17 protein-coding genes and 3 pseudogenes are annotated in these 16,601 nt (G+C 56.8%); 11 read left to right on the plus strand and 9 right to left on the minus strand.

Annotated elements, in window-relative coordinates:
- Positions 1–74: 74 nt before the first annotated feature.
- The 5 genes and pseudogenes from SJQ66_RS01810 to SJQ66_RS29555 form a co-directional block, all read left to right on the plus strand.
- Positions 75–218, plus strand: a pseudogene (locus tag SJQ66_RS01810) (integrase core domain-containing protein); the annotation flags it as partial.
- A 47-nt stretch (positions 219–265) separates the two neighbouring features.
- Positions 266–646: a transposase gene (locus SJQ66_RS01815; RefSeq protein ID WP_320533794.1), complete on the plus strand. Its 381-nt coding sequence runs from the start codon at positions 266–268 to the stop codon at positions 644–646.
- Positions 643–987 (plus strand): IS66 family insertion sequence element accessory protein TnpB, encoded by a 345-nt coding sequence (tnpB, locus tag SJQ66_RS01820; protein ID WP_046154715.1) that lies wholly within the window; start codon positions 643–645, stop codon positions 985–987. Before SJQ66_RS01815 ends, tnpB (SJQ66_RS01820) begins: the two co-directional genes overlap by 4 nt.
- 45 nt (positions 988–1,032) lie before the next feature.
- Positions 1,033–2,199, plus strand: coding sequence for an IS66 family transposase (tnpC, locus tag SJQ66_RS01825; protein WP_407691463.1), 1,167 nt, complete (start codon positions 1,033–1,035; stop codon positions 2,197–2,199).
- Positions 2,200–2,212: 13 nt separating this feature from the next.
- Positions 2,213–2,398 (plus strand): IS66 family transposase, encoded by a 186-nt coding sequence (locus tag SJQ66_RS29555; RefSeq protein WP_407691464.1) that lies wholly within the window; start codon positions 2,213–2,215, stop codon positions 2,396–2,398.
- On the opposite strand, the gene SJQ66_RS01830 is transcribed toward SJQ66_RS29555, so the two are convergent.
- Complete coding sequence (locus SJQ66_RS01830) at positions 2,378–4,456, minus strand: recombinase family protein (protein ID WP_320533729.1); 2,079 nt, start codon at positions 4,454–4,456, stop codon at positions 2,378–2,380. The genes SJQ66_RS29555 and SJQ66_RS01830 overlap by 21 nt on opposite strands.
- A complete protein-coding gene (locus SJQ66_RS01835; RefSeq protein WP_320533730.1) occupies positions 4,446–4,646 on the minus strand; it encodes a hypothetical protein in 201 nt (66 codons plus the stop codon). Before SJQ66_RS01835 ends, SJQ66_RS01830 begins: the two co-directional genes overlap by 11 nt.
- Positions 4,647–4,952: 306 nt before the next feature.
- Here SJQ66_RS01835 and SJQ66_RS01840 point away from each other — a divergent pair.
- From SJQ66_RS01840 to SJQ66_RS01850, 3 genes and pseudogenes are all read left to right on the plus strand, one after another.
- Positions 4,953–5,177 (plus strand): annotated as a pseudogene (locus SJQ66_RS01840) (transposase domain-containing protein); the annotation flags it as partial.
- Between the two features lie 116 nt (positions 5,178–5,293).
- Positions 5,294–5,443: pseudogene (locus tag SJQ66_RS01845) on the plus strand (integrase core domain-containing protein); the annotation flags it as partial.
- A gap of 398 nt (positions 5,444–5,841) precedes the next feature.
- Positions 5,842–6,801, plus strand: coding sequence for an alpha/beta hydrolase family protein (locus tag SJQ66_RS01850; protein WP_320533795.1), 960 nt, complete (start codon positions 5,842–5,844; stop codon positions 6,799–6,801).
- A 12-nt stretch (positions 6,802–6,813) separates the two neighbouring features.
- On the opposite strand, the gene tnpC (SJQ66_RS01855) is transcribed toward SJQ66_RS01850, so the two are convergent.
- From tnpC (SJQ66_RS01855) to SJQ66_RS01875, 6 genes are all read right to left on the minus strand, one after another.
- Complete coding sequence (tnpC, locus tag SJQ66_RS01855) at positions 6,814–8,349, minus strand: IS66 family transposase (RefSeq protein ID WP_320533796.1); 1,536 nt, start codon at positions 8,347–8,349, stop codon at positions 6,814–6,816.
- Between the two features lie 31 nt (positions 8,350–8,380).
- Positions 8,381–8,734, minus strand: coding sequence for an IS66 family insertion sequence element accessory protein TnpB (tnpB, locus tag SJQ66_RS01860; protein WP_046153875.1), 354 nt, complete (start codon positions 8,732–8,734; stop codon positions 8,381–8,383).
- On the minus strand, positions 8,710–9,237 hold the full coding sequence (locus SJQ66_RS01865; RefSeq protein WP_046153876.1) for a transposase: 528 nt from the start codon (positions 9,235–9,237) through the stop codon (positions 8,710–8,712). Before SJQ66_RS01865 ends, tnpB (SJQ66_RS01860) begins: the two co-directional genes overlap by 25 nt.
- A 599-nt stretch (positions 9,238–9,836) precedes the next feature.
- A complete protein-coding gene (locus tag SJQ66_RS01870) occupies positions 9,837–10,052 on the minus strand; it encodes a hypothetical protein (RefSeq protein ID WP_157685174.1) in 216 nt (71 codons plus the stop codon).
- A 140-nt stretch (positions 10,053–10,192) separates the two neighbouring features.
- Positions 10,193–10,729: a PAAR domain-containing protein gene (locus SJQ66_RS29560; protein WP_157685175.1), complete on the minus strand. Its 537-nt coding sequence runs from the start codon at positions 10,727–10,729 to the stop codon at positions 10,193–10,195.
- A 269-nt stretch (positions 10,730–10,998) separates the two neighbouring features.
- Positions 10,999–11,901 carry a LuxR C-terminal-related transcriptional regulator gene (locus SJQ66_RS01875; protein ID WP_320533797.1) on the minus strand — a complete coding sequence of 301 codons (903 nt, stop codon included), beginning with the start codon at positions 11,899–11,901 and terminating at the stop codon, positions 10,999–11,001.
- Between the two features lie 503 nt (positions 11,902–12,404).
- Between SJQ66_RS01875 and SJQ66_RS01880 the strand changes: the two genes are divergently transcribed.
- Genes SJQ66_RS01880 through SJQ66_RS01890 form a run of 3 tightly spaced genes read left to right on the plus strand, consistent with a single transcriptional unit; the run spans position 12,405 to position 15,586 of the window.
- Positions 12,405–13,547 (plus strand): ABC transporter substrate-binding protein, encoded by a 1,143-nt coding sequence (locus tag SJQ66_RS01880; RefSeq protein ID WP_024905300.1) that lies wholly within the window; start codon positions 12,405–12,407, stop codon positions 13,545–13,547.
- Positions 13,548–13,550: 3 nt separating this feature from the next.
- Positions 13,551–14,753 carry a FecCD family ABC transporter permease gene (locus SJQ66_RS01885; RefSeq protein WP_024905301.1) on the plus strand — a complete coding sequence of 401 codons (1,203 nt, stop codon included), beginning with the start codon at positions 13,551–13,553 and terminating at the stop codon, positions 14,751–14,753.
- Positions 14,750–15,586: an ABC transporter ATP-binding protein gene (locus SJQ66_RS01890; RefSeq protein WP_036012603.1), complete on the plus strand. Its 837-nt coding sequence runs from the start codon at positions 14,750–14,752 to the stop codon at positions 15,584–15,586. The genes SJQ66_RS01885 and SJQ66_RS01890 overlap by 4 nt, the downstream gene beginning before the upstream one ends.
- A 46-nt stretch (positions 15,587–15,632) precedes the next feature.
- Here the strand turns inward: SJQ66_RS01890 and kynA are convergent, their stop codons facing one another.
- Positions 15,633–16,592, minus strand: a complete 960-nt coding sequence (gene kynA, locus SJQ66_RS01895) for a tryptophan 2,3-dioxygenase (protein ID WP_024905303.1) — start codon at positions 16,590–16,592, stop codon at positions 15,633–15,635.
- Between the last annotated feature and the right edge of the window lie 9 nt (positions 16,593–16,601).

Here is a 16,601-nt window from a genome sequence, read left to right on the forward strand (position 1 = left end):
TCCTCCTGTGGTCCTCGAGAAACCTAAGGATGCCAGTCACTGGGATTGGCTGACCACCATTCTGCATTTACTACGGGCCCGAATTTGCAGGAAAGGTGCTCGATGCTTGGGCCTACGAGGCTGGTGTTACCTTGTCGTTCATTCGACCTGGCAAGCCAGTGGAGAACGCCTACATCGAGAGCTTCAACGTAAGCGTCCACCCAAGGCATCTTTCGTCGCGACATGAACGTGCTCATGCTGTCGGATTTTTCGACGGATGCAGACGATGGAAGGTAAGCAAGTGGTACCCGTGACGCCGCGCACTGCGCGACGCAGTTTCACCAAGGAATTCAAGCGAGAGCTTGTGCGCCAGTCCATGCTGCCGGAGGTTTCTCGTGCAGCTCTGGCCTTGGCCAACGGCGTCAACGCCAATCAACTGGCACGCTGGTGTCGCGAGCATCAGCGTGCCGACCACGTCACTTTCGTGCCCGTCGTCAGCGCCGCATCCACTGCTTTAGAATACGCTCGTGCTCCGCTAGCCACAGTTCCCCCGACTGAGCTCGAGTGGCTGCATGGCCATACCAGGATCGTCATTCGGGGGAACGTCGAGGTCGAGATTCTGCGCACGATCATCTCGCAAACCTTGGCATCAACAAGCGCCGCATGATCGGCCTACCTCCCGGCACGCAAGTGTGGCTGGTTGCCGGCGTGACCGATATGCGGCGTGGCTTCGACGGTTTGGCCGCTGTCGTGCAAACCAAACTTGCCAACAACCCGTACGGCGGCCAGGTGTTCGTCTTCCGAGGTCGGCGCGGCGACCGAATCAAGGTACTCTGGTGGGATGGACAGGGTCTGTGTTTGCTCTGCAAGCGCCTCGAACACGGTTACTTCGTCTGGCCGCAGGCCGATTCCGGTAGCGTGCATTTGAGCGCTGCGCAGTTGTCCATGTTGCTTGAAGGCATCGACTGGCGCCGACCACAGCGCACCGCCACACCCCGTGCGGCGTAGTCGTAGCAGTTGGTATACGGGGCCTGAAATGCGTAAACTGTCGCCATGGCCGAATCCCCTAACAGTGCGCTCCCCACCGAGGTCGTTGCGCTTCAGCGCATGGTCGCGGATCTGGCCGGCCAGGTGCGCAAACTCCAATCGAATCTGAGCGCACGCGAACTGCTCATCGAGCATTTACAGATTCAGATCGCGGCGCTTCGCCGCCAGATGTACGGCCGCAAGTCCGAGAAGCTGGAGACCGAGATCGGTCAGCTCGAGCTCAAGCTCGAGGAATTGCTGCTCGACAACGGGGAAGATCCGCCGCCCGCCACACCTGTCGAACAAGAACGTAAAAACCGCTCTCGCAAGCCGCTGCCGGAGGACCTGCCACGCGACACGCTCGAGCATCTGCCCTCAGGCGATGACTGCCCGGACTGTGGCGGTGCGCTCAAGCCAATCGGTGAGGATGTCGCCGAGCAGCTCGAGTACTTGCCCGGGAGCTGGCGTGTCATTCGACACGTGCGCCCCAAATTCAGTTGCGCATGCTGTCAGACACTCGTTCAAGCGAGCGCGCCGTCACGACCCATTGCCCGAGGGTTAGCCGGTCCCGGTTTGCTCGCACACGTCATGATCGGCAAATATGCCGATCACCTGCCGCTGTACCGACAGTCGCACATCTATGCACGTGACGGACTGGACTTAGATCGCTCGACGCTGAGTGAATGGGTCGGCGGTGTCACACGACTGCTGCGCCCATTGGTAGAGGCGCTGCGCCGATATGTAATGGCGGGGCCGAGCGTGCACGCTGATGACACGCCCGTGCCGATGCTGGCACCGGGCAAAGGCAAGACTGTCACGGGTCGGCTGTGGGCGTATGTGCGTGACGAACGCCCAGCGGGCTCGGCAAATGCCGCCGCATTATGGATGGCGTTCACGCCCGATCGTCGCGGCGAACATCCGCAACGACATCTCGGCGAGTTCAACGGCATCATCCACGCCGACGGATTTGTGGGATATGACGCGCTGTACGGCGACGCGCGAACGCAGGCGGCCTGCTGGGCGCATGCCAGACGCAAATTCTACGAACTCACGAAGTCGCATCCGTCACCGGCGGCAGGCGAAGCGGTGCGCCGCATCGCGGCACTGTATGCAATTGAAGAGCAGATCAGGGGGGGAGCCGCCGGACAAGCGTTTGCAAGTGCGAACCGAACACAGCAAGCCGCTGCTCGATAGTATGCGAGCGTGGTTGGACTCGCTGATCCCAACGCTATCGACCAAATCGGCGCTCGCCGGTGCGATCCAGTACGCGCTCAATCGATGGGAGGCGTTGAACACGTTCGTGCAGGATGGCCGGGGCGAGATCGACAATAACGCCGTCGAACGCGCGTTGCGCGCCGTGGCAACGGGGCGTTCATTGTGCACCTCCTTCTGAAACCTGGATAAACATTGGGATCTGGCCTTCGACATCGTTGCGACACGGGCGATACTTGCGCGCCAGTGCTGCGGTAACCGCTTCGCTGTGCAGATCGATCGTCCGAATCTGCCATGGGGCATCAGGCACGACCTGCTCGGCAGGCAGAATCCGATCGTTGATCAAACGCCGGATCATGTAGTGAGTGACACCAAGCTCCTTCGCTGCCTCAGACATCGTCAGCCAGTCGCCATCCTTATCTGCCGACTTGTAGGCGTGGATATCGCGGACATGCCGTACAGAGCTGACACGATGTGCGGTCCAGGTCTTGCCCTGTCCTGTGCGTATTCCCATGCGGTTCAGTGATGCAGCAATGTCCTCGTCGGACCATCGGGTTACCATGCTGCGAATAACCGCGAGCGCTTCGTCTGACGTACTGCAGCCATGCTCGCCAGTTCGCGGCCTGCGAATCCGTAGCCGGGAATGTTGACCGCCTTGCCAGTGGATCGTCAGAATGATTTCGCGTGTAGCCTCGTCGACGTCGGCAACGATATCGACGATGAGCGCGCGAACAAGCTGTTGACGTGTGCGCATGGCGACGCTCGGTGCATTCCACGCAGCATGAAGATCTTCGGCGAGCTTCGTAAAGTCAGGCAGGGGAGCCTGCGCCTTTGGTGCAGTCACCGTCTCCACGCGCGTCTGGCAGGCCTGTACACGACGTAATGCCGCTTCCCAGTTCTTCTCCAGCTGCGCGGCAATCAGGCGGTTCTCGGGATCACAGGCGGCGTAGCGCCGCTCAGCCAGCGTGGCCTCGTACTGGGCCTGCTGCAGTTCGAGTTCCACGATCTGTTGCTGCTCGTTCAGGGTATCCATGTGCATTTGCTCAGCCTGTTGTGCCGCTTCGATCGCCAATGGCTCCACGACGCGCAGAAGCTCCTTGCTGACAGTCGCATCGATACGGGAACCACCGAACCTCATACATCGCGCTGACGTGTCGAAGCGGTCACACCGGTACACGGCCTGCGGGATACGTCCAGCGTAGGCCACCGACAGGCGACGTCCACAGCGTGCGCAGGCAAGCAGGCCAGCGAGCAGCGCGCGGCCACCACGACCGGATTTTACGTCGCCCGCCTTGCCGTAAGCATTTGTCGCGAGCTTCTTCTGGTTGCGTTCAAACTCCGCCCAGTCGATGTAGCCTTCGTGGTGTTCCCGGAGCATGACGTCCCAGTTCTCAAACGGCTTGCGGTGCTTGTAGCTCTTGCGTGCCCGGCCTTCGACGATCGTCATCTGCTTGCCGCTCTTGCCATACGCGTAGACACCAGCATAGAACGGATTCTTGAGCACCGAAATCACGTTACGGTAGCGTATTGGAGTCCAGTCGACCCGCGTCAGCGTCCGGCCGTCAGAGGGGCGCGGGAAGTGGACCTGTTCAGCGTTCATCGACAGCAGAACCTGCCGCGCGCTGCCCAGTTGCCGGAAACGAGTAAAAATCAGGCGTATGACTTCCTGCAACCGTGCGTCTGGATCGAAACCCAGACCAACATCACGATGCCAGATATAGCCGACCGGCACGCTGATACGTAATTCACCACGGTGTGCCTTCTCTCGTTTGGCGTCGTGCATGCGCGTTCGAAGCACGTTGAGTTCGAATTCGCTGATGCTGCCCTTCATGCCAAGTAATAGCCGGTCATTTGCCCGGCAAGGATCGTACACACCGTCAAGGTCGATTACCCGCGCTTGAACGAGACCACAGAGCTCGAGCAGATGATGCCAGTCGCGTCCATTGCGGGCAAGGCGTGAGGCGTCCAGGCAAAGCACTGCGCCGACATCGCCTGCACACAATAACGCGACCAGACGATCAAAGCCCGGTCTCGCAACTGTGCCGCTCGCCGAGCGTCCCTGGTCGTCGTCGATGACTTCGACGTCGCGAAATCCATGTCGCTTTGCTTCCTGCACGAGGTCATACTGCCGGCGCCGGCTCTCGAGGTTCAGTTGGACCTGCGTTCGGCTGGACTGTCGGACATAAACTACCGCCTTGCGTTTAAGAAGATCTGCGGGCAAACGATCATCATTCGTCATCGTTACGCCCCTTCGCAGTCGGGATGCCCGCCGCCTGCATCAACAGGCATGCGAGATGCCTGAGCGTGTTTGCCCGTTGCACCGCGTTCATCCCCTGAAGCTCGACCGCGTCGAACATCAGGTTCATCTGGGGCGGCATCGACCGCGATAACTGTTGACCTGCTGGAACGACGTTTGGCAGATTGCCCATTGCGTTTCTCCCGGACGTTGGTGGAACCGTCCGGAGAGTTTCCCCGCAAATGCAGATCGACCAGCAATTGATGCAGATTATGCAGTGTCGCTACGGTAACTCTCGGTTCGCCGAGAACCATCGCTGAACAAATCGCGGCATCGAGCATCCATCCCGCGATCATCCTGATTACACCGGGGTCCGCCTCCACATGGACGACCTGACCTCCGCCGCGACGCTCGATGTCTTTAACCTTGACGCGACGCCCATACAGCGGATGCCAACGATAATGAATCTCGACTTCCTGCCCGATATGGGCAGAATGAACGGGAAATTGCGCTGGGCCGCAAGAATTATCTATTTGCTGGCTCGGAGTCAGGGGGCGACAGGGCTGCTGCCATGTACAGCCTGATCGGTACGGCCAAACTGAACGGCATCGAGCCCGAAGCGTATCTGCGCGAAGTGCTCACGCGCATAGCCGACCACCCGGTGAATCAGATCGACGATCTGCTGCCGTGGAACATCGCTTCCAGCAAACTCCACGAGGCTTAAAAAGCTTATTGAAGTGCCCATTTATTTTTTAAATGGGCACTACCGGCATGCCGCCAATCGATACCCGGCCACATGAAATACGCGGCTGACAAGATGCCTTCGGTCGACGCTTACGCTTCAACGGCAAATTCCGAGATGAATGTTTAAACGAGCACTGGTTCACGTCGATGCGCCACGCGAAGGCAATGATTGAAGCGTGGCGCGTCGAATACAACGTCGAGCGACCACATAGTTCGCACGGTTATCCGACGCCTGAGCAGTTCGCCACCGCACACAGCCAGAAAGCGTTTTTAACGACGGACTCTACAGCCGTTTCCGATAAATGTCGGGGGCAGGTCACTTTCACGCAACACAGGATCATCCAAAGCGGGCGACGCCCCGCATCCTGCGACCATGTCGTATTACTTCAAGGATTTTATCAAGGCGGCGGACTACGTCTGCGAGGATGGCAAAACTGTCCCGACGTTTCACGAGATCCGGTCGCTATCATCGCGCATCTATACCGACATTCATGAGAAGGATTGTAAGCGATCAATAAATAACGCCCCTCGGTTATCGAAGAGGTAAGATCCTTCTGATATCCTTTTCTCCAAAGCCAGTGACCGGGAGTAGTGGTATGCGTTGGATATTGACCATTTTGCTCGCAATCGTTTCTACGTGTTCGGTGCTAGCTGCCCCAGCCGCCTTTAACGCTGGCGTAACCCGTCTTTCGGTGGCCGACGGAGCTGCTTCTCTCGACACGGTTGTCTTTTACCCTACGCATGAGCATGAGGCTCCATGGCAAGCCGGTCCGTTCACTGTGGAGGCGACACGCGATGCGCCTGTCGAGCATGGCCACTTTCCTGTTGTATTGATTTCACACGGAAGAGGTGGCGGCCCTTTCAGTCACCGTGAATTAGCTAGCTCTCTAGCTCGCGCCGGATTTATCGTTGTCTTGCCGACGCACGTTGGGGATGCTTCCGGCCATCCCAGGGCTCTTTCCCAGGCGCAGATTCTGATTGATCGCCCACGGCAGGCAGAGGCCGCACTCAACGCTGTCCTCACCGACCCCCGATTTTCGGCAAGTGCCGATGTCGGCCGAATTGGCATGATTGGCTACTCGGCGGGTGGCTATACTGCGCTGATTTTAGCGGGAGCAAAACCGGACTTTGCGTACGCCAGTGCATATTGCGCGAATCACGATGATCCGGGATCGTGCCCACATCCAGCAGCTCGCAATAGTGCAAACGGCACACACGGTATTCCTGCGGTATCGGCTGAATTGGTAGCCTGGCAACCATCAAGTGATCGCCGTCTGAAGGCCTTGGTGCTGATGGATCCACTGGCCATGATGTTTGAACCGTCGGGCTTATCGGCTGTACGCATACCGTCTATGCTGTATCGACCGCAAGACGACAGCTATCTTGGTTCCGCAAGGAATTCCCTCGCCGTCGCGTCGAGCTTGCCTGTACCGCCTACAATCCACGTGGTACCAGGCAACCACTTCGTTTTCATTGATCCTTGTCCGGCTGCAGTCGCGGCCAGTGTGCCGCTAATCTGTCAGGACGCTCCCGGGATCGATCGTCCGAATATCCATCGCCAGATAGAACATGAGGTCGTGGATTTCCTGCATGCAAATCTATAACGCAGGCAAAGCTTACATGTTCCAGGGAAGCAGCGCCTCGTAGTCGTCGACGGTCGTGGACAACGGCAGCTTTTTGAACAGCCAGGTGAGGTAACGGTAGGGAGCTATATCGTTAGCTTTGCAGGTCTCAACCAAGGTGTAGAGGTTCGCGCTGGCGTTTGCACCGTCGACCGTATCGCTGAACAGCCAGGAACGCCTTCCCACACAGAACGGGCGAATCGCATTCTCGCAGGCATTGTTGCTTATCGGCCAGTCGCCATTTTCTACGTAGCGCATTAGCTTTGGCCACTGCGCGCGCAGGTACGTCAGTGCACGGCCCAACAGACTTTTCGGTGCAACACCAGGCAAGTGCTCAACCATCAGCGCGTGGATGATCTCCAGCACGCGTGCACTGTATCGTCGTCTCAATCGCTGTCGTCTCGTCGTAGGCCATTTCTCGCTATGCGCCTCGGCGGCGAACAACTTGCCAATGAGCTTTATGAAGTGCGTAGCGAGCAAATCAGGTGTCCGCGCAGCCTTGGGCACGCTCTCTTCGGCTTTCACGAAGTAACGTCTGGCGTGCACCCAACACCCAAGGTGCACGAGTTGGTGGCGCCGGGCGATATCGTTGTAGGGCTCGTATCCATCGGTCATCAGTACCGCACCCTCGCGGATTCCGGTGAACAGTTGATCGGCCAGCTTCGTGCCGCGCCCGGGGGTGTAGGTAAAGCAGCGGATCGGTACGACCGAATCTGTCATCTGCGCCCAGAGATAGCTCGTCGTTTGTGGTCGACGTCCTTTTTCTTTCAACACCTGCAGCGTCGTCTCGTCGCAATAAATCAGCTCGGCATCAAGCAGTGCGTCGCGCAGCAGGTTGATCACGGGTTGCGTGGCCAGTCCGACGCGCACCATGCTCGCCGCGATCGTATTCGACGACAGGTCGCCACCGAAGCGCCGTAGCAGACCCGCTTGGCGGTAGAGGGGCATGCCGAACTGATACTTGCCGGTGGCGATCCACGCAAGCGCCGATTCGCTCAGTAGCCCGCGAGGGATGATGCGTGCCGGCGCCGGTGTTACCTTGATGCCCAGATCACAGCACGTGCACGCATATTTGACCCGCTGGTGCTGAATCACCCGAAGCTGCTCAGGAATCACGTCAAGCTGCTCGCTGATCTCCACACCGAACTCGACGAGCGCATGTCCATCGTTTGCACAGAAACGCTGCGCTTCGGGCAGTTCGTGCCGTACAACGTCGCGCGGCAGGCTCGGATCAAGTGGCTTACGATGACCGCGCTTTTTGCGCGTGTGGCCAGAGACTGTCGATTCAGGCGCATCTTCTAGAGCGGGCGTGCTGTTTGTAGCCAGTACTTCGGCTTCGTTGAACAAACCCGGTTGATCTGAATCACGTGCCTCGCTCTTCGCGGCAAATAACTCCCGGCGGTAGGCCCGCAGCCGCTCCTCTGCAAGATCGCGTTCGGCCGTCACCAGCCGCAGCGCACCGCGCAGCGCCTCCCGCTCGGCGAGCAGCGCTTTGAGTTCCTCGGCGTTGATCGTGATGTTGGTCGGCATGCTAGGTTAGACCAGCATGTCGCGCGCACGTTCAGCTCACGCGCAGATATTCCTGCAACGGATGCCGGCGCACTGTCGTGATGTCATCGCCATCAAGCAGCGCATGCAACACCCCGGGCGTCATCATCACAACCTCGGCCTTTTTGTCGGGCCAGATGAAACGGCTTGCCTCAAGGCGTTTGGTCATAAGCCAGAACCCGCTACCATCCCAGCAAAGGATCTTGACCCTGTCGCGGCGGCGGTTCCCGAAGATGTAAAGCGAGCAGTCCATCGGGTTCAGGTGCATCGCCTGTTCGACGATAATCGACAGACTGTTCATGCCGTAGCGGAAATCGACTGGATCTCGATGCAAATACACTTTTAGTCTGTCGTCGAACCGGAACACGGCAAGCTCCCCAGCATTTGCACGATCGTTGCAAGCGCTTCTATGCTCGCTTTGCCCACCTCAAGCTGTACGCCGTTTGCCAGTCGAACGTGTAAGCCGATTGGAACCGGGGGCATTGCTCTGCTGGCCATCGATTGCGCACGCAACGATTCCAACGACGAGATGACGCGGGCGAAGGCCGGGGAGGATGCAGTTTGCCGCTGTTGCTGCAACGGTTCGGGAACCACATCATTGGGATCGCGCGTTTGAGCTTTTGGTTCGACGGCCTCGCGTGGCGTCTGCGCATCGATGGGCCACGCACTGCGTTCACGCTCCATCAGGTATTTGTTAATCCACTTGCGCAGCAAGTTCGCATTCACGGCATGTTCTTGTGCAATGCGTGCCACCGATACACCGGGTCGAAGGGCCGCTTTGATCAGTTCGAGCTTCGAACTTTCGTCGTAGCGCCTGCGACCATCGCGGCGGCGGTGCAGCACGCGCAACTCTGAGTCATTGTGAGTCATAGAAGGTGTCCACCTAGTAGGTGGACACCTTTTTCTCACACCCCAGCATTCCTCGATAGGGTGTCGTTCACTGATCGCTTACGAAGGATTTCACCCAGGCACTGCTTGGGCATAAGACATCAGACATGGCCGATATATACCGCGACTCGCGAGGCGCAGAGTGGGCCGAAGTGAAGATCAAAGCATCGTCGTTTTGAACGAATTTCGAACGAGGCTCTTCGCTACCTCATCAGCAACCAATTTATTCCTTTAAAATCAATCCTGCTTCACGTAGCGCGGCTGTTCTTGATGAGACGGCGAGTTTCTTGTAGATAATCTTAATTGAAAATACGAATTTTCTATTGCAATCATTGAGTTAATGTAATTTTCCGGTGTGCGAGAACCCCGTTAAAGTAACAAACTCACCCTTGAGTAAACAAAGGGTTACAAGCGGGTTTTGAACGAACCTGACGCGAGATCTGTAGGATAAAACGCAGACCTGGGGGCAAATGTGCAATCCTGTCGGTCAGTCGACGAATTCGAGTGGTACGAGGACACTCGGGAATTGAGCGATGCCCCGGCATGACGTGCCTGCGCTGATCGAGACGCAGAAGTAAGCTTCAGCGCGACATTGCGTGATCCGATTCACTCGACGCTTCAAACTCGATGAGGATACTTGCTCCGACCGAGGGCGAGAACTGCACGATGTGCCGCATCTCACTCGGACGAGGCGAGTCGGTCTGATCCAATAAAAGAACGGCGTCTGCAAACTGAGCACTGTCCGGATCAAGAATTTTCGCCTCATAAACAATATTTTGAGTGTTGAAGCCGTCCACTCGAACTCGCGTTACGCCCATAAATGATAGCCGCTTCCGAGTCGTGCCAACTTCGCTAACAAGGTCTACGTCTACCTTTCCAGGTATCGGGGCAGCGATCGAATGGATAACCCAGTCGTGAAATGATTTTATGGCCATGATCAATACGGAATGATAGAAAGCGGCACGCCAGGAGAGCGTACACCGTTATCCCAATTGTGACCGTGTGGCGTGCCGGCGCCGTGGTCTGCATGAAAGTCAATATCGTACGCAGCGTTACCCGCTGAGTCATATCGGCGCATCTGGCCACTCGGTAATTCAAGCCATCCGTCGGGCGGCCCGCCGGTTCTCGGCAAACTCTGACTTGCTGCTAATTGAATGCCGTTGCTCGGATCTAGCGCAAACGAATCTTCGACGCTGATGGCGTTTTGTGATGTCGATAGCATGTAAGGGCGATGAAGACATTTACAGGCTATCGAATCGTACTCAAGCGCGACTTCTTTTCCCAAGTATTTGGAGCGGCGGGGGCCGCCTGATTTCACAATTGGTGCATAACTGCGACACGAATTGCAATAAGCCAGGCTGCCTATTAAAGCTGCCTGTGCTTTGAATATCGTTTTTGTAGCTGCTACATTAGTCGATAGCACATAACCACCAGATGACGGCTGGTCACTAGCGGTCACAACGCGTCGCTGCACTTATTTTCTCGCAATAATAATACGAGTCTGTAATATAACCCATTTCCATTTAACAAGTCGCACGCGATAAAGTGATAGGCTTCTCGTTAGCCATCGGCCCGAAGCCGACAAGCCTTTACGGCAAGGATTACACATAGGCATTACTCGATGATAAGACATCCCGAATGGCCGATATGTACCGAAATTCGCGTGGCGCGTAGTGCGCTGAAGTGAAGGTCAAGACGTCGTAGTTTTGGATAGCCGAATTACTTGCCCAATCAGCAACCAATTTATTCCTGTAAAATCAATCCTGCTTCACGTAGCGCGGCTGTTCTTGATGAGACGGCGAGTTTCTTGTAGATATTTTTTATATGGCACTCTACCGTCAGTTTTGACAGCGCCAATCGTTCAGCAATTTCGCGGTTTGACAGCCCTTCCCCTACGGCCCCGAGAATCTGCCGCTCTCGCTTGCTTAATACCGACGCGCGCTCGGTAGAGGCAACAACCGCTGCCGCTACGACGGCATAGTTAACAGAAGGCGCCACAGGCCCCTCGGATGACGCTATCGTCAAGACTTCCGCTTGCACGGCATCCGGCCCTGCAAGCGTCTGCGCCACCAGCGCTGCTGCCCCGTCAGCACTATGCATCTCGGGCCGTCGACCGCCAGCATTGACTTCGTTTAACGGCGCACTTGATATTGGCAAGGCGACCGCGCCAGCTTGCCGCTCCGATGTCTGACCAAAAAGATGCAAGATATATCGCGCGACAAAAGGATCGATTGGTGCCCCCCCACGCAATGCACTTCGAATACTGACAAGAATCTCAACATCGTCGCGCTCTTTCAATAGATAGCCCGTGGCGCCAGCCTGCAGAGCCCCGACGATGATCGTCTCCGTACTCCAAGACGATATGACCAGGATTGGAAGCGAAGGATCGCCAGCATGCATCTCGGCGATCAGATCGATACCACAACCGTCCGGCAGACCAACATCCACCAAGGCCATGGCCACCGGCTCTTCTTGCAATAACGCTCTTGCCTCGCCGATGGTACTCGCGAACAGCAACGCGTCGTCGCGATAGCCCAGTTGTCGGAGAATGTGCTTCTGACGTTCCCGCATGACTGCCTCATCTTCCACCACCAACAAGGGAGACGGCAGTACGGAATCAACTCGTGAAACGAGCAAGTCGGACATGGTCGATCCGTAAAGAACGCTTGGATGGCGCGAAAAGAACGGCAGTCCGATACAACCGGCGCCAACGTAAGAACCTTCACCGCACTTCGGGGTAAGTGCGGGCCAGACTATCACTTACCTACGACATGAAACGCGCGTTTCAGCATTGGACGCCATATCGCGTCTTTTGAATATCCCTAAAAACAAGTAATTTTCACTTTCTTCTAGCACGCCGTACTGCCCTTATTGCCTCAAAAAACGCGCAAGGTGCCCCGAGCACTGGTATACGTCACGCTTGGCATCGTCCCCATACCTGCAAAATCATTACATTCGATAGACAACATCCTTCCAAAAAACAATTGCGACACTATGTCGCACGTCGGAATCACAGGCGAAGCGAGCCAAATCAAAATCGACAATAGGAATCATTCTTATTATGGTTTAACATTGTTACTGCTACAACAAGCAACATTGATAACGGGGCCGAGCACATTCGGCCCCGTCCTGCTTTTAAAGGAACCGAAGTGAAGAGATTCGCCGTTGCAGTGATGGTTGCCACATCGTTGGCGTTCGGCTTGACCTGCGTGTCCGCATACGCAACGCAGTACCCGGTCACCGTCACCGATACGGCGGGACGAATGGTCACCATTGACCAGGAACCCCAACGCGTGGTCATTCAGGATGGTCGGGATATTCTCACCATGGCCCTGCTGGATCGTCAGGACCCGTTTAAACGACTGGTAACCTGGAACAACTTGATCAAACGCGGCGACCCAGGGTTATGGCAAACCATGTCGACGCACTGGCCGGACGCAAAAAAGATTCCTGATATGCAGTTCTCGGATCAAGGCAACGTCAATCTCGAAACAATCATTTCGAAACAGCCCCAGTTGATCATTGCTCAGTTGCGGGCAAAGTCTGCGTTTGAGCAAAGTGGCGTCATCACACGCATGGACCAATTGCATATCCCGATCGTCTTCATCGATTCGGAGCAAGACCCCGTGGCGCACACCGCAGAAAGCGTTGCAATACTGGGCAAGGTGCTGAATCGCGAAAAAGAAGCAGAACAGTACGTCAATTTTTATAATCAGCGTCTACAAAAACTGCGAACAACCATCGCAGCGATTAACGCGCCGCGACCACGCGTGTTCGTAGAAGCAAAGGCGGGGTTCACGGGGGGCACCGACTGCTGCTTCACCCATGCGACCGTCGGCTATGGCCAGTTATTGAAAGCCGTGGATGCCGTCAACGTGGGTGCGGAACTACTGCATACGCCGTCCGGCAACGTAACGATGGAAAGCGTGATTGGCGCCAAGCCGGATATCTACATCATGACGGGTGCCAATGTCACCGGCAACAACAATATCGCACTGCCCTTCGGCTATGGCACCACGCTGCAGCAAGTAAATGCGGCATTCGCCAAGCTCGAAGCACGCCCGGGCTTCATGCAAACAAAGGCTGCACAGAATGGACAGATCTACGGAATCTATCATCTGTTCTACAACCATGCTTATAACATCGTGGGCATGGAGTATCTGGCGAAGATACTGTACCCCACGCAATTTGCCAGGTTAGACCCCGCCGCGGATTGGCAGACCATCATCTCGCAATTCACGACGATTCCGGCCAAGCCCCTGCTACTGGAAGCCAAAGCCCCAGCAAAGTAATACATGGCTGATATCCCGTCCCTTGATCAGAATATCGCGAATATGACCGCTCCCCAGAGCGTAACGCCGCTTGCGGCACGCGGCGAACACGTGACCAGTCGATCAGCACCCAGACCAGGAAGCAATACGATTCCCGAGGACGACATGGCCTCCGGCGTCCTTGCCGCGCGTTACCGTCGTGGCATTGCGAAACGCTTGCTACTCTTGACGGTTGTAACAGGGCTAGGCGTGGTCGCGATACTTGCTGACCTCGCAATCGGATCCGGCACCTTGACGTTGCAACAGGTATTGACAGCACTGCTCCACCCATCCGAAGTCGATATTGGGACCCGGGTTATCCTGCATGATATCCGCATGCCCATTACCTTCACCGCGGCACTGTCAGGCATCGGACTCGCACTGGCCGGCACGTTGATGCAAACGTCGCTGCAGAATCCCCTGGCCGAGCCTTTCACGATTGGCATTTCGTCAGCAGCAGGCTGCGGCGCCGCCATCGCCATCGTATTCCAGGCCTCCCTCGCAGGCTTCATGCCCTGGCTCCCGCCGGACTTATTCGTGTCGATGAACGCGTTCGTGTTCGCATTGCTGACGGTCCTGTTCATCAGCATCTTTGCGCGCAGTAACGGCCTGGGCGTGGAGACGGTGACATTGCTGGGAATCGCGATCCATTTCGTCTTCGCCTCCGCGTTGGGAATGATGCAATACTTCGCCGACGCGGATCAGTTGCAAACGTTGGTGTTCTGGTTGATGGGCTCACTACTGAAGTCCAGTTGGCTCAAGGTCGGACTGAATTTCGCGGTGATCGTAGTCTTGATGCCCCTGGTATTCTTGAACAGCCGGACCATTACAACGCTTCGCAGCTTCGGAGATCAGGCTGCCACGCTAGGCGTCAACGTCGCACGTACGCGTTTCCTGATGTTGTTTGCCGCCGCATTGCTTGCAAGCGGCATCACCGCTACCATCGGTGTGGTCGGGTTTATCGGGCTGGTTGCCCCGCATATATCGCGACTGCTCGTGGGTGAAGACCAGCGTTTTTCGCTACCCATGACGGCGGCATGTGGCATGTTGGTCATGACACTCGCATCGGTCGCCAGCAAACTTATTCTACCAGGCGGAATCCTGCCGATCGGCATGGTGACCTCGCTACTGGGCGTACCGTTCTTCCTGGCACAGATCCTGTGGCTTAAAAAGCGAGGAATGCGATGAATCGTCCTGGCGTCGAGGCTATCGATGACCTGGTGCAATCTGGTCTGCGCATCCGTAACATCCATGTCGCCATCGGGCGCAAGCGCATCGTCCACGATGTCAGCTTCGATGCCGGTGCCGGTGAATGCCTCGCGGTGCTCGGTCGAAATGGCGCGGGGAAGACAACCCTGATCCGTGCCCTGGCGGGCCTGCTACGTGCAGAAGGCAAGATTGTTCTGGATGGGCAAGACTTGGACACCATGCCGCCCTACGCCCGTAGCGCACTGATTGGTTATGTTGCACAATCCGTTGCGCACGGCGATGTGCAAATGTCAGTGTTCGAATTGCTGCTCCTGGTCCAGAACGGGCAAACGGCGGGCATGATCGGTCATCATTCCCTGGCCACGCCCGCATCTCACCTCGCACGCGCGGAGCGGGTGTTGCACGAATTGAAATTAGAAGCACTGGCAGAGGCGAAGCCGGGTAATCTTTCAGGTGGCCAGCGACAGATGGTCGCCTTGGCGTTGGCGCTGGTCCGCGAGCCACGCTTGCTATTACTCGACGAGCCGACATCGGCATTGGATTTAAATAACCAATTGCATCTGCTCGAGTACGTGCGGGACTACACTCGCACGCATCGGATCGTCACGTTGATGATTTTGCACGACTTGAATCAGGTCAGCCGCTATGCCGATCGCGTGCTTTTGCTTGATCAGGGCGCGACGGTCGCTTTAGGTGCAACCGAGCAAACCCTGACAGCAGAGCGGCTGCGTGAGACCTACCGCGTTGAATGCCAGATCGTGGCGTTACCAGACAACCAACGCGCGATTTACCCGTTGCATCGCGCGCTCTAAGCGTATGCAGCCCTCCATTGGTGCACGGCTGCCGGACGACATGACATCATAGCTGGGTACGAACGCTCCACAATTCAGGGAATAGTACGGTATCCAGCATCTTGCGCAAGTATTGCGCACCGTTGGTACCACCCGTTCCCTGCTTTGCGCCAATCACCCGCTCCACCGTGGTGACATGGCGGAAGCGCCACTGGCGGAACGCGTCCTCAAGGTCCACCAACTCTTCGCCCATCTGGTAAAGCTCCCAATGCGCGTCAGGCTCGCGATAAATCTGCAGCCACGCCGCCTCCACGGAGCTATCCGCGACGGTCGCCTGCGTCCAGTCCCGCTCCAATCGCGATGCGCTAATCCGAAAACCTCGACGCGCCAGCAGACGCACCACCTCGTCATAAAACGAAGGAGTATGGAGAACGGCACGTGTGGCTTCGTAACGCGCGGCATGATGCGAATGTGGCTGCAACATTCGGGCATTCTTGTTACCCAACAGGAATTCGATCTGTCGATATTGAAACGACTGAAAGCCGGAAGACGCTTCCAAATAAGGGCGCATTGCCGAGTATTCGGATGGGGTCAACGTCGAAAGAACATTCCACGCCGTCACCAGTTGCTCGAATATCCGCGACACACGGGCCAGCATTTTGAACGATTCCTGCAATGCGTCTCGCTTCACCGCGTCCAGTGCCGCGTGCAACTCGACCAGCATCAGACGCATCCACAGCTCCGACGTCTGATGCTGAATGATGAACAGCATCTCATTATGGTCCGGGGAGCGTGGATGTTGCGCTTCTAATATCTGGTCCAAAGCCAGGTAATCGCCGTAACTCATCGACGCGGAAAAATCGAGCTGCGCGTCGTGCCAGCCCTCGGCAGGTGCCGTTTTTCCGGTATGCGATTGCGTTGCCTGGGCCGCGGCCTCCATCAGCGGCGCTGCACCGTCGGTGGCTGCTACCGCACCGGCACCATAACCGAATGGGCATACCGCGCTTTTGGGTGTCGGTTGATTCATGATGTCTCA

It is taken from the genome of Robbsia andropogonis (assembly GCF_034047095.1).
Lineage (GTDB): Bacteria > Pseudomonadota > Gammaproteobacteria > Burkholderiales > Burkholderiaceae > Robbsia > Robbsia andropogonis.